This is a genomic window from Sphingomonas sp. CCH5-D11, from assembly GCF_001557395.1.
In the GTDB taxonomy this organism is placed as follows: Bacteria; Pseudomonadota; Alphaproteobacteria; order Sphingomonadales; family Sphingomonadaceae; genus Sphingomonas.
The window spans coordinates 1-12,597 of sequence record NZ_LSKH01000129.1 but is presented as its reverse complement, the minus strand read 5'-3'; the positions used below and the strand labels follow the sequence as shown (position 1 = coordinate 12,597).

The following is a 12,597-nucleotide window of genomic DNA, read 5'->3' as shown; positions in this document are numbered from 1 at the left end:
GGCGCTATCGGCCCGCTCGCGGTCTTGCTTCTGCTTCGATCAGGCGGCGAGGCGCTCGACGATGATCGCCGGGGCCATGCCACCCGCGGCGCACATGGTGACGAGGCCGTAGCGCTTTTCCTGGCGCTCCAGTTCGTCGACGATGGTGCCGATCAAGATCGATCCGGTCGCGCCGATCGGGTGGCCGAGCGCGATCGAACCGCCGTTCACGTTCACCTTCTCGCGCGGCAGGTCGAGATCGCGGATGAACTTCTCGGACACGACGGCGAACGCCTCGTTGATCTCGAACAGGTCGATGTCGTCCACCGTCAGGCCGGCCTTCTCCAGCACCTTCTTGGCGGCCGGCACCGGCGCGTTCAGCATCAGCGTGGGATCATCACCGACATTGGCCATGGCGACGATGCGCGCGCGCGGCTTCCAGCCCATCTTCTCGGCATATTCCTTGGACGCGAGCAGCACCGCCGCCGCGCCGTCGACCACGCCCGACGAGTTGCCGGCATGGTGGAAGTGCTGGATGTCGAGATCCGGATATTTGCGGTTGATCTGCTTGCGGAACGTGTCGCCAGCCTTGTTGTACGGCATGTCGGCCATGGCGGCGAAGGACGGCTTCAGCGCGGCGAGACCCTCGGCTGTCGTCTGCGGACGTGGGAATTCGTCATGGTCGAGCACGACGTTGCCCTCATCGTCCACCACCGGCACGATCGACTTCTTGAAACGGCCTTCCTGGATGGCGACCGCCGCCTTCTGCTGGCTTTCCAGACCGGCGCGGTCGAGCTGCTCGCGGGTGAAGCCTTCCTTGCTGGCGATCGCATCGCCGCAGATGCCCTGGTGCGACTGCGGGTGGCTGAGGTTCAGGCGCTCGTTGCCCGATCCCATGCCGAGCGGCGCCTTGCCGGATTCCATGTCCTCCTGGCCCATGGCGGCAGTGAGGCTCATCATCTCGGTGCCGCCGGCGATGACCAGGTCTTCCATGCCGCTCATGATCTGCGCCGCGGCGAAGTTCACCGCGGTGATGCCGCCGCCGCAGAAACGGTCAAGCGTCGTGCCGCTCGCCTTCACGTCATAGCCGGCGTCGAGCGCGGCCATGCGGCCCATGTCGCCGCCCTGCTTGCCGCGCTGCGTGGAGGTCGACCAGATGATGTCGTCCACCTCTTCGGTCTTGATGTTGTTGCGCTCCTTCAGCGCCTTCAGCACGGTGGCGGCGAGATGCTGCGGGTGCATGTGCGCCAGCGCGCCCTTGCCCTGCTTGCCGATCCCGCGCGGCGTGCGGACAGCGTCGATGATGTAAGCGTCGGCCATTGCGTCAAAACCTCTCCAAGAGACCCACCCCCACCGGCTCTTTACCGGCGCGGTATTCCAGCATAACCTTCGTTATGGTAGAAGGGATGTCAAGCGTGCAGCCAGTAGTTTCGGGATCAACCGTAGCGGCAAGAAGCCCGGACCTGACTCCGCGTGATTGGCTGGAGGCGGGCCAGTCGCTCCTGCGGCGCGGCGGCCTGCGTGCGCTGAAGCTGCGCCCGCTGGCCGAGGAACTGAAGGTCTCGACCGGCAGCTTCTATCATCACTTCCGTGACTTCGACGATTATCAGGGCAAGCTGGCGGCCTATTTCGCGGAGGATCAGGTGAGCGACCTGATCGCCGCGCTCGGGCGCGCCACGCCCGATCCGATCGGGCGGATCCGCCTGCTGGGGCAAACGGTGCGCCGCCGCGGCTCCTCGCGCATTGCGGTGGCGATGCGGGCCTGGGCCGAAAGCGACCCGCGCGCGCGCACCGCCGTTGAGCGGCATGATGAGCTGATGCTCGATTTCCTGGCGAGCAGCCTCATGCAAATCGGCTTTTCCCGCAGCGAGGCGGAAATCCGCGCTTATGGCCTGATTACCCTGGGGCTCAGCAAGGTCCACGCGCCGCACCTCGACATGGCGACCTTGTTCGACTCCCTGCTCGACATCATGGTCGACCGTCAGTGAGGGCGCTTGTCGTCTCCACCCTGTCGCCGGACCTGTCGGGAACCGCGCTCGTCGAGGTGCCAGCGCCACAGGCCGCGCCGGGCAAGGTGCTGATCCGGGTCAAGGCTGCGGCGCTCAACTATCCCGATCTTCTCATGACCCGCGGCGAATATCAGCTGAAGCCGCCCATGCCCTTCTCACCGGGCATGGAGATCGCCGGCGAAGTTGTTGAGGGTGAAGGCTTTTCACCTGGCGATCCCGTGGTCGCAGGAACGCGGCTCGGTGGCTTTGCGGACATGGTCTGCGTTGATGCCGCAGCGGTGCGGCGCAAGCCCGCGCACCTGTCCTTCGGGCAGGCCGCCGGGGTCGGCGCCGCTTATCTCACCGCCTATGTCGCGCTGGTGCGGCTGGCCAAGGTCGAGGCGGGCGAATGGGTGCTGATCCACGGCGCCACTGGCGGCGTCGGCCTGGCCGCGGTCGACATGGCGACGTCACTCGGCGCGCGGGTGATCGCGACATCCCGCTCGCCGGAAAAGCTGGCCGTGCTGCAAGCTGAGTATGGCGTCGAGGCCTGCCTGCCCGCCAGCGGATTTCGCGATTCGGTGAAGGAACTTACCGGCGGCGGTGCGGACGTGATCTACGATCCGGTGGGCGGCGACGTGTTCGACGAATCGGTGCGCGCCATCGCCTTTGGCGGCCGTCTGTGCGTGATTGGCTTCACCTCCGGCCGGATCGCAACAATTTCCACCAACATGCCGCTGATCAAGGGTTTTTCGGTCGTCGGCGTTCGCGCTGGCGAATATGGACGCCAGTTCCCGGAAAAGGGCCGCGAGAACCAGGAGGCGATCTGGGCGCTGGCGGAGCAGGGCAGGATACGTCCGCGTGTCCATGCCGAATATTTGCTGGATGACTGGCACGCCGCGTTCGAGGCGATGCAGCGCAGCGACATGATCGGGAAGATCGTGCTGGTGCCCTGACGGTTGGGACAGCCTCGGCCAGCCGCACGGAATTAGCGCTGGCCATCAGCCCCGCTCCTCGCGCAAGATCGTCTCAGCCATCCTCGCGGGCGGGGATGAGAAAAGAACGGAGAGGAAGATGGCTGGTTTCGATTACGTCATCATCGGCGGGGGTTCGGCCGGATGCACGCTCGCGGCGCGGCTCAGCGAGGATCCCGCCGTCACCGTCTGCCTGCTGGAAGCGGGCGGCGCGAACAAGGAGATGCTGGTGCGGATGCCCGCGGGCGTCGGCAGCCTGATCAAGGCCAAGGGCAAGCACAATTGGGGCTTCTGGACCCAGCCGGAGCCGCATCTGAACAATCGCCGCCTCTGGTGGCCGCGCGGCCGGGGACTGGGCGGCTCCTCCTCCATCAACGGCATGGTCTATACCCGCGGGCACCCGCAGGATTTCGACGAATGGCGCCAGCTTGGCCTGACCGGCTGGTCGTGGGAGGACGTGCTCCCCTATTTCCGCAAGCTGGAAGGCCATCACCGCGTTCATGAGCTGCACGGGTCGGAAGGCCCGCTGACGATCTCCGGCGGCGAAAGCGACAGTCCCTTTCACGACGCGCTGATCGAGGCAGGGCGACAGGCCGGCTATCCGGTGACGGAGAATTTCAATGGCGCCGAGCAGGAAGGCTTCGGTCGCTATGATCTGACGATCTCGAACGGCCAGCGCTGGTCCACCGCCGCCGCCTATCTGCGCCCGGTCGCCACGCGCACGAACCTGACCGTGATCACCGATGCGCGTACCGCGGGCGTGGTGGTCGCCGGCGGCCGGGTCGTTGCCGTCAACTACATCAAGGACAATCAATTCCAGCGCGCCGAGGTGGATGGCGAGGCGATCCTGTGCGCTGGCGCCGTGCAGAGCCCGCACATCCTCCAGCTGTCGGGCATCGGCAACGGCGCGGCGCTGCGCGAGGTCGGCGTGCGGCCGGTCCATGACCTGCCGGGCGTCGGCGAAAACCTGCAGGATCATCTCGACATCATCATGAGCTGGTACAGCCGAGGGCTGAAGACTGCCTTTTCCTCGACCAAGGGGCTGCGGCAGTTGCGCGTCGGGCTGGAATATCTGACTCGCGGCACGGGCCTGGGGCGCCAGCAATTCCTTGAATCGGGCGCCTTCATCTGCTCGCGCGAGGGGCTGTCGCGCCCCGACGTGCAGATTCACGGCGTGCTCGCGATCATGAAGGATCACGGCAAGACGCGGGTAAAGGCGGACGGCTTCTCGCTTCACCTGTGCCAGCTTCGCCCGGAGAGCCGGGGCCGCATCGGCCTCGCGTCGACCGATCCCACCGCCGATCCGCTGATCTTCGCCAATTATCTGGCAAGCGAGGTGGACCGCCGCGTGATGCGCGATTGCGTCCATATCGGGCGGGAGGTTGCGTATCAGTCCGCGCTCGACCCCTACCGCGGCGAGGAATATGCGCCCGGTCGCGCGGTCCAGTCCGACGCGGAGATCGACGCCGGGGTCCGCGCCAATGCGGAAACCATCTATCACCCGGTCGGCACCTGCAAGATGGGCACCGATGGGGACAAGATGGCGGTGGTTGACGAGCAGCTGCGCGTGCGCGGCCTCACCGGCCTGCGCGTGGTCGACGCCTCGGTGATGCCGACGCTGGTGGGCTCCAACACCAATGCGCCGACGATCATGATCGCGGAAAAAGCGGCCGACTTGATCCGTGGCGTCAAGAAGCCCACGGCCCTCGCTGCCTGAGCAACGGCTGTAAATTCTAGAGCGACCACCCCGGCGAAGGCCGGGGTCCAGGTGGGAAAGCTCTGGCAACAATTGGTGCGCCTGCCAGCTTTCGCTCCGCAACTGGACCCCGGCCGGCGCCGGGGTGGTCGCTTTGAAGCTCGATCGATATCGAAAGCAGGAAAGACGCGCGGTGACCACCACCGCGCGCCGGCATTCGGCTTACTGGATCAGCGCGGCGACGCCGGGCAGCTCCCGGCCTTCCATCCACTCAAGGAACGCGCCGCCTGCCGTGGAGACAAAGGTGAAGTCGTCGGCGACGCCCGCATGATTCAGCGCCGCGACCGTGTCCCCGCCGCCGGCCACTGACACCAGGGTGCCGCCGATCGTCAGCGCCGCCGCCGTCTTCGCCAGCGCGACGGTCGCCTTGTCGAACGGCGTCGTCTCGAAGGCGCCGAGCGGCCCGTTCCACACCAGCGTGCGGCAGTTCTTCAGCACGTCGCCCAGAGCCTCGACCGCTGCCGGGCCGACATCGAGGATCATCTCGTCGGCGGCGACTTCATGCACGTTGACGGTGCGCGTCGGCGGGTTGGCCTTGAACTCCTTCGCCACCACCACGTCATAGGGCAAGTGAACGGTGCAGTTCGCGCGATCCGCCGCCTCGAGGATCTCCTCGGCCGTGCCGGTCAGGTCGTGCTCGCACAGGCTTTTGCCCACATCCACGCCGCGCGCGGCAAGGAAGGTGTTCGCCATGCCGCCGCCGATGATCAGATGGTCGACCTTGCCCACGAGATGCTTCAGCACGTCGAGCTTGGTCGACACCTTCGCCCCGCCGACCACGGCGGCCACCGGATGCTCCGGCTCGCCAAGCGCCTTCTCCAGCGCCACCAGCTCCGCCTCCATCGCCCGCCCGGCAAAGGCCGGAAGCCTGCGCGCCAGCCCCTCGGTCGAGGCATGGGCGCGGTGCGCGGCGGAGAAAGCGTCGTTGACGTAGAGGTCGCCAAGCGCGGCGAAGCGATCGATCACCGCCGGGTCGTTCTTTTCCTCGCCGCCGAAAAAGCGGGTGTTCTCCAGCACCGCGATATCGCCGGGCTGGAGCATCGCGACATTGGCGGCGTCCCCCTCCCAATCGATGTAGCGGACGGGCCGGCCCAGCACCGCCTCATAGGGCCTGGTGATCTGCGCCAGTGACATTTCGGGGCTCGGCACGCCCTTGGGCCGGCCGAAATGCGCCAGGACAAGCACGATCGCGCCCTTGTCCGACAGTTCGGTGACGGTGGGGATCGTTGCCCGCAGCCGCGTGTCGTCGGTGACGGCGCCGTCCGCGAAGGGAACGTTCAGATCCTCGCGGACGAGGACCCGCTTGCCGTGGACGTCTCCAATATCGTCGAGCGTGCGGAATGACTTGGCCATGTTTCCTCGATCCTGATCTCATCGCCGACGGCGATATGGCCGCCCTGCACCACTTTCGTACACACGCCGCCGCGCCAATCGCTCGCGAGCGCCGCCTTCAGCCCTTCGGCAAGCGCTTCCATCCGCTCGCACGGATCGGTCTCGCGCGTGATCTCCAGGATCACGTCGGCCCCGATGCGCAGCCGCGCGCCCGCGACCTGCGGCAGATCGAGGCCCTCGACGAGAAGGTTGGCGCGCCGCTCCTGCCACGGGATGGCATGGCCGACATCGGCCATTGCCGCTTCCCAGTCGCCCCGCTCGATCAGCGTCACTTGCCGCTTGTAGGGCTTGCCCTTCATCGCGCCGCGATAATCGCCGGCGATGCCCCCCTCGAGCGTGACGTTGGCCGCCTCGATCACCTCTATCGGCGATTTCGGAAACGCATGACGCGCAATTCCGGCGAGGCGGCCAATCGGCATTACCCCAGCTTGGCCATCAGCGTTGCCGTGTCGACCATGCGGTTGGAGAAGCCCCATTCATTGTCGTACCAGCTGACGACGCGAACGAGCTTGCCGTCGATCACCGCCGTTTCCAGGCTGTCGACGGTGGACGAATAGGGCGTGTGGACGATGTCAATCGAGACCAGCGGCTCGTCGGAATAGTGCAGCACGCCCTCCATCGGGCCTTCCGCCGCCGCCTTCAGCAGGGCGTTCACTTCCTCGATGCTCGTGTCGCGCTTCGGCGTGAAGGTCAGGTCGACCAGGCTGCCGTCCGGCGTCGGCACGCGGATCGCCGATCCGTCGAGCTTGCCCTTCAGTTCCGGCAGCACCTCGCCCACCGCGCGCGCAGCGCCCGTGGTGGTCGGGATCATGCTCATCGCGGCCGCACGCGCACGGCGCAGGTCCGGGTGGATCTGGTCCAGGATCTTCTGGTCGTTGGTATAAGCGTGAACGGTGGTCATCAGGCCACGCTCGATGCCGATCGCATCGTTCAGCACCTTGGCCACCGGCGCCAGGCAGTTGGTGGTGCACGATGCGTTGGAGACGATCGCGTGGCCGGCCTCCAGCTTGTCATGGTTCACGCCGTACACGACGGTGAGGTCCACGCCCTTGGCCGGCGCGGAGATCAGCACCTTCTTGGCGCCGGCATCGATGTGCTTCTGCGCGCTGGCGCGATCGGTGAAGAAGCCGGTGCACTCCAGCACCAAGTCCACGCCCAGTTCCTTGTGCGGCAGGTTCGCCGGATCACGCTCCGCCGTGACGCGGATGTGCTTGCCGTCGATGACGAGATCGTTGCCCTCGGCCACCACCGTGCCCGGATACTTGCCGTGAACGCTGTCGCGGCTGAACAGCCAGGCGTTGGATTTCGCATCGGCGAGATCGTTGATCGTCACCAGTTCCAGATCGCCGCCGCGCTCCAGCATCGCGCGTGCCACCAGGCGGCCAATGCGCCCGAACCCGTTGATCGCAACCTTCGTCATCTCGACCGATTCTCCCCTCGTCCCGAATATCTCGCGCGCCTTTGCGCGACGGATGCGCTGCGCGTCAACCGCACCGACCGGCCAAGTGTCGCTCCGGGGGTTGCCGACAGGGCGGCGCGATCCTAATCCGCAATCATGACAGAAAGCGACGCTGTGACGCGGATCGACGCCGCGATCAGGCGCATCGAGGAAGCAATCGAACGCCGGGCGGGCGATCACGCTGCCCTGCGACAGCGCCATGCTGCCTTGCGACAGGAAGTGGCCGATGCGATTGCCGGCATGGACGCGCTCGCCACCAAGGGGAGCGACTGATGGCGCGGGTCACGCTTGACGTCGGCGGAACGCCCTGGGTGGTCAACACGCGCGAGGGCGGCGAGGATGAGGTGCGGCGCCTCGGCGCGATGCTGTCCGAGCGCTGGCCGCAGGCGATCCGGGCAGCCGGCGATGGCGGCGTGCCGCAGGCGCTGCTGCTTACCGCGCTGATGCTGGCGGACGAACTGAGCGAGGCGCAGCAGGCCGCGTCTGCCCCACCTGTCGCCGATATGGACTCGGTCGCGCTCAGCTGGGTCGCCGATCGTCTGGAATCGCTTGCGGAAGCCCTTGAGCGTGCGCCGGGGAACGACTAGATTGGTGGCGACGGGTACTGCCCGGTACGAGCCTAGACTTATCCCTGAGGCTATTCATCATCCATGGGGGCTGTCCCTGCCCGGGTTCTGGCCCGACGCACATGGTCCCCACCTGACGTTCTGGGCGTCAGTGGATATCCCGGCAAACGGCCATGGCGGTCCCGTCACCCTCCCCCGCCGCTGAGAAGAGCGCGCTGCGCGCCGCCGGTCGCGCCGCTCGGCGCGCGCTGGCGTCGCCTCGCCCGGTCATCGCACCGCTTCCCGCCTTCCGCGCTGCGCTGTCGCCCGGCATGGTGGTGGCAAGCTATGCGCCGGTCGGGGCGGAGGCGGATCCGACCGCGCTGGTCGCAGCCGCGCTCGAGATCGGCTGCCGCATCGCTTTGCCCTTTGTCGTGGATCGCGCGACGCCGCTCCGCTTTTTGCAATGGCGGGCTGACGCCGCGCTGGTCAGCGGGCCGTTCGGGCTGCTGCAACCGGCCGATCACCCGGAGGAGCTTGCACCGGACCTGATCCTGGCACCGCTGGTGGCGTTCGATCGCACCTTGGGGCGGCTTGGCCAGGGCGGCGGCCATTACGACCGCGCGTTTGAACACTTCCCCAGCGCCCGCCGCATCGGGGTTGCCTTCTCGGTGCAGGAAGTGGAACGCGTGCCGCTCGACCCGTGGGACGTGCCGCTCCACGCCATCATCACCGAACGAGAATGGATCGCCGCATGAGCCCGTCCTGGCGCAAACCGGCCGGCATGATTGTCATCTTGCTCCTGATCGGGGTCTGGTGCGCCGTGATCGTGAGCTTCTCGACCATTGTGGGCGCATGGCATCCGGCGGCGCAGCTCGTCTTCTATGTGGTGACGGGGATCATCTGGATTACGCCGCTTAAGCCGCTGCTGCGCTGGATGGAAACCGGCCGCTGGCGCTGACGCGCGGCTGACACGACCCTTGATGTTCCCGTTGCGTTCTCGTAGCCTTCCGCCTCGAGTCCAGGGAGGCAGCGATGGGCAACGCACGGCCGCAACGCGGCGCCACGATCAATGCCGTAAGCGATCGCTTCAACCTGCCGCAGCGGGAGAGCGACGGCGACTGGCTTGACGCGCGCGGCGACATCGACGGACCTTCGGCGCCGGTACGCACCAGTGTGCAGCCGCTCCATCCCAAGACGATCATCTCCTACAACAAGAGCCCGGACGTTCCGTTCGACCGCAGCATCAACGCCTATGTGGGCTGCGAACATGGCTGCATCTATTGCTTCGCCCGTCCCAGCCACGCCTATCACGACCTTTCGCCGGGGTTGGATTTCGAAACCCGGCTGTTCGTGAAGCCGGATGCGGCCGCGCTGCTCCACACGGAGCTTCGCAAGCCCGGCTATCGCTGCGCCACCATCGCGCTGGGCACCAACACCGATCCCTATCAACCGATCGAGTCCCAATGGCGCGTCACGCGGGAGATCATCGCGCTGCTTGCGTCATGCGATCACCCGGTGATGATCACGACCAAATCCGACCGGGTCGTGCATGATCTCGATCTTCTCGCGCCCATGGCGGCGAAGGGGCTGGTCGCGGTGGCGATCTCCGTGACGTCGCTGGAGCCGAGGGTCGCGATGACGATCGAGCCGCGGGCACCCCATCCCGAGCGGCGGCTGAAGGCGGTGCGACAGCTCAGCGACGCCGGCGTGCCGACCTATGTCAACATGGCGCCAATCATTCCCGCCATCACCGATCATGAGGTGGAGGCGATCGTGGCGCGCGCCGCCGCCGCCGGGGCCCGCGGCGTCTCCTTCATCCCGGTGCGACTGCCATGGGAGGTAGCGCCGCTGTTCCGGGCCTGGCTGGACGCGCATTTCCCCGATCGCGCGGGCAAGGTGATGGCCACCATCCAGTCGCTGCGTGGCGGCAGCAGGGACAATGACCCGGGCTTCTTCACCCGCATGCGCGGGCAAGGTCCCTGGGCGGAGCTGCTGCGCACCCGCTTCCTCATCGCGCGGCGGCGGCACGGCATCGACCAGAACCGGGAGAAGCTGCAGCTGCGCACCGATCTGTTCCGGCCACCCCCGGGCGATCAGGGCGAGTTGTTCTGAATGCCGCCGCACCTTCCGGTCAGAAGCGGCGCGACGCTCCCACGAACAGCGCCGAACGGTCCGAATCGCCGCTGAAGCCGATCCGTGTCCCCGCATCGAACATCAGGTTATCGCCAACCTCCAGCGTCAGCCCGGCCGAGCCGATCGCCTGATAGCGCCGCGCCGCGCCCTCCGCCGCCCCGCGCGGCAGAATGCCGACATATTCGACATAGGCGCTGACGGGACCGGCCACCGGATGGCCCAGCGTCACGCTATGCACCAGATCCAGGCCGTAGCCGCGCCCCTCGTCGCGATAGACCAGATCCGCCTCCAGCATCGCGCCCAGCGCCCAATCACCCGGCAGGTCGGTGGCGACGGGCAGGATCAGCCCGCCCTCGACATGGTCGTTGGACAGGCCGCCGGTGCCGGTCGGCAGCTTCACATAGGGCATGATCGCAAAGGCGGTCCGCTCGTGATCATTGCCCTGCAGGTTGATTTTCAGGCGCAGCAGCGTCTCGTCGCCGAAGCCCTGGTCAACGCCATCCTCGCTCTCGACTCGCTGATAAGGCGTGAACAGCAGTTGCACGTCCACGTGATCCGACAGGCCAAGCTTCACGTTGACCGGCAGCGCGTCCAGCGTCGTGCTGTTGTCGCGCCCGCGCGTATATTCGGCAAGGCTCAGCTCGATCTGCACATGGCCAGCGTCCAACGTATACGGACTTTCCGTCACGTCGGGACGATCGGTACTGAACTCGTGCATCTCCGCCCGGGGCGTCGGCTCGAAGACGGTGTGCCGCTCCGGTGGGGCGGCCTGCGCAGCCGCAGCCTGAAGCAATAGCGCCGCCAGCACCGCCGTCAGCCGACCAGCGCCAGCCGGGTCTCCGACTGGCGCAGTTCCACCCCCGTCACGCCGGGCAGATCCTCGATCCGCTGCACCAGTTCGAGGTCCAGCAGGAAATCGCGGCCGAGCAGCAGCGTCGCTTCCCCTTCCGCCAGTGGGGCGCGAACGATCACCTCGCCACGCGCGCCGCGCTGATGCTCCAGCAGCCCGGCAAGGGCCGGCAGCGCCGCCGCCTCGCCAACGATTACCTCCACCACGAAGCGCGCCTGCGATGCCAGCGCCTCGAACGGCTGGATCCGCTTCACCGTCACGCGCGGCGTTTCCTCGCCCGGGCGGCGATCAAGCTCCACCGTGATGAGGCCGCATCCGCCCTCACGCGCGGCTTCCTCCAGATCCGCCGCAACGGCATCGTCGAAGCAGGTCGCCATGAACTGGCCGCTCTGGTCGCTGAGCGTGGCCATCATGTACCTCTTGCCGCGCGCGGAGGTGCGCCAGCGTGCCTCCTCGACCAGCGCGGCCATGGTTGCGCCGGCGCGCGTGCCATCGTCGGGGATCGCGAGCTCGGCCAGCGCCGTGTAGAGCCGCGCGCCATGGCTCTTGGCCAGATGCGCGTGCCGGTCGACGGGATGCGCGGAGAAATAGAAGCCGAACGCCTCCTTCTCCTGCTCCATCCGCTCGGACATGCTCCAGCGTGCCGATGGGGGCAGCTTGATCGCGTCGCCTGCCGGCTCGGCATCGCCGAACAGGCCGCCCTGTCCGCTGGTCTTCGCCTCATGCGTGCGCGCGGCGACCGCCAGGATCGTTTCCGCCACGCCATAGACGCCCGCACGGTTCGGCTCGATCGGATCGAATGCGCCGCCGGCGGCCAGCGTTTCCAGCTGCCGCTTGTTGATCAGCCGCGGGTCCACCCGGCTGGCGAAATCGTCCAGCCGGTCAAACGGGCCGCTCGCGTCGCGCTCCGCGACAAGCTTTTCCATCGCGCCTTCGCCGACCGACTTGAGCGCCGCAAGCGCGTAGCGCACAGCCGGCCCCTCATCATCGACCTCCACGTCGAAATCGGCCTGGCTGCGGTTGATGTCGGGCGGCAGGCAACGGACGCCGAGCCGGCGCATATCGTCGCAGAAGATCGCCAGCTTGTCGGTCTGATGAATGTCATACGCCATGGACGCGGCGAAGAATTCGTGCGGGTAATGCGCCTTCACCCACGCGGTCTGATAGGCGAGCAGGGCGTAAGCGGCTGCGTGGCTCTTGTTGAAGCCATAGCCGGCAAATTTGTCGATCAAGTCGAACAGCGCATTGGCGCGATCGGCGGGAATCTGGTTGTGCTCGGCGCAGCCGGCGACGAAGGTCGCGCGCTGCGCATCCATCTCCGCCTTGATCTTCTTGCCCATCGCTCGGCGCAGCAGGTCAGCGCCGCCGAGCGAATAGCCCGCCAGCACCTGCGCCGCCTGCATCACCTGTTCCTGATAGACGAAGATGCCGTATGTCTCGGCGAGGATCGGCTCGAGCAGCGGATGCGGATAATCGATCGCCTCCGTCCCCTGCTTGCGGCGGCCGAAGGAAGGGATG

The 12,597-nt window shown here is 67.0% G+C and carries 14 protein-coding genes; 8 read left to right on the top strand and 6 right to left on the bottom strand.

The genetic code is table 11. From position 1 onward, the window contains the following. Positions 1 to 39: 39 nt before the first annotated feature. On the bottom strand, positions 40 to 1,299 hold the full coding sequence (locus AX702_RS08455) for an acetyl-CoA C-acetyltransferase (RefSeq protein ID WP_066778473.1): 1,260 nt from the start codon (positions 1,297 to 1,299) through the stop codon (positions 40 to 42). Between the two features lie 86 nt (positions 1,300 to 1,385). Here AX702_RS08455 and AX702_RS08450 point away from each other — a divergent pair, with 86 nt between their 5' ends. The 3 genes from AX702_RS08450 (at position 1,386) to AX702_RS08440 (ending at position 4,658) form a co-directional block, all read left to right on the top strand. Then, positions 1,386 to 1,967: a TetR/AcrR family transcriptional regulator gene (locus AX702_RS08450; RefSeq protein ID WP_231731784.1), complete on the top strand. Its 582-nt coding sequence runs from the start codon at positions 1,386 to 1,388 to the stop codon at positions 1,965 to 1,967. Beyond that, on the top strand, positions 1,964 to 2,923 hold the full coding sequence (locus AX702_RS08445) for an NADPH:quinone oxidoreductase family protein (protein ID WP_066778471.1): 960 nt from the start codon (positions 1,964 to 1,966) through the stop codon (positions 2,921 to 2,923). Before AX702_RS08450 ends, AX702_RS08445 begins: the two co-directional genes overlap by 4 nt. Positions 2,924 to 3,041: 118 nt before the next feature. Then, on the top strand, positions 3,042 to 4,658 hold the full coding sequence (locus AX702_RS08440) for a choline dehydrogenase (RefSeq protein ID WP_066778470.1): 1,617 nt from the start codon (positions 3,042 to 3,044) through the stop codon (positions 4,656 to 4,658). A 201-nt stretch (positions 4,659 to 4,859) separates the two neighbouring features. Here the strand turns inward: AX702_RS08440 and AX702_RS08435 are convergent, their stop codons facing one another. From AX702_RS08435 to gap, 3 genes are read right to left on the bottom strand one after another with little or no spacing between them, the layout of a single operon-like run. Beyond that, the gene (locus tag AX702_RS08435) at positions 4,860 to 6,050 is read right to left on the bottom strand and encodes a phosphoglycerate kinase (RefSeq protein WP_066778468.1); all 1,191 of its coding nucleotides are present in this window, start codon (positions 6,048 to 6,050) and stop codon (positions 4,860 to 4,862) included. Further along, complete coding sequence (locus AX702_RS08430; RefSeq protein ID WP_082746143.1) at positions 5,975 to 6,508, bottom strand: MOSC domain-containing protein; 534 nt, start codon at positions 6,506 to 6,508, stop codon at positions 5,975 to 5,977. Before AX702_RS08430 ends, AX702_RS08435 begins: the two co-directional genes overlap by 76 nt. Next, on the bottom strand, positions 6,508 to 7,509 hold the full coding sequence (gene gap / locus AX702_RS08425) for a type I glyceraldehyde-3-phosphate dehydrogenase (protein WP_066778466.1): 1,002 nt from the start codon (positions 7,507 to 7,509) through the stop codon (positions 6,508 to 6,510). The genes AX702_RS08430 and gap overlap by 1 nt, the downstream gene beginning before the upstream one ends. A gap of 135 nt (positions 7,510 to 7,644) precedes the next feature. Here gap and AX702_RS22490 point away from each other — a divergent pair, with 135 nt between their 5' ends. The 5 genes from AX702_RS22490 to AX702_RS08405 all read left to right on the top strand — a co-directional run bounded on the left by AX702_RS22490 (position 7,645) and on the right by AX702_RS08405 (position 10,208). Further along, on the top strand, positions 7,645 to 7,821 hold the full coding sequence (locus AX702_RS22490; RefSeq protein WP_197420534.1) for a hypothetical protein: 177 nt from the start codon (positions 7,645 to 7,647) through the stop codon (positions 7,819 to 7,821). Continuing rightward, positions 7,821 to 8,135, top strand: a complete 315-nt coding sequence (zapA, locus tag AX702_RS08420; RefSeq protein WP_066778464.1) for a cell division protein ZapA — start codon at positions 7,821 to 7,823, stop codon at positions 8,133 to 8,135. The genes AX702_RS22490 and zapA overlap by 1 nt, the downstream gene beginning before the upstream one ends. A gap of 152 nt (positions 8,136 to 8,287) precedes the next feature. Next, positions 8,288 to 8,851 carry a 5-formyltetrahydrofolate cyclo-ligase gene (locus AX702_RS08415; protein ID WP_066778462.1) on the top strand — a complete coding sequence of 188 codons (564 nt, stop codon included), beginning with the start codon at positions 8,288 to 8,290 and terminating at the stop codon, positions 8,849 to 8,851. Then, positions 8,836 to 9,054 carry a DUF2842 domain-containing protein gene (locus AX702_RS08410; protein ID WP_231731783.1) on the top strand — a complete coding sequence of 73 codons (219 nt, stop codon included), beginning with the start codon at positions 8,836 to 8,838 and terminating at the stop codon, positions 9,052 to 9,054. The genes AX702_RS08415 and AX702_RS08410 overlap by 16 nt, the downstream gene beginning before the upstream one ends. A gap of 74 nt (positions 9,055 to 9,128) precedes the next feature. Then, the gene (locus AX702_RS08405; RefSeq protein ID WP_066778458.1) at positions 9,129 to 10,208 is read left to right on the top strand and encodes a PA0069 family radical SAM protein; all 1,080 of its coding nucleotides are present in this window, start codon (positions 9,129 to 9,131) and stop codon (positions 10,206 to 10,208) included. A gap of 19 nt (positions 10,209 to 10,227) precedes the next feature. Here AX702_RS08405 and AX702_RS08400 read toward each other — a convergent pair whose 3' ends face one another. Together AX702_RS08400 and AX702_RS08395 are read right to left on the bottom strand one after the other, a co-directional pair. After that, positions 10,228 to 11,037, bottom strand: coding sequence for a transporter (locus AX702_RS08400; protein WP_066778456.1), 810 nt, complete (start codon positions 11,035 to 11,037; stop codon positions 10,228 to 10,230). A gap of 5 nt (positions 11,038 to 11,042) precedes the next feature. Further along, positions 11,043 to 12,597 (bottom strand): helix-hairpin-helix domain-containing protein (locus AX702_RS08395; RefSeq protein ID WP_443026290.1); only part of this gene is annotated, 1,555 nt, incomplete at its 5' end.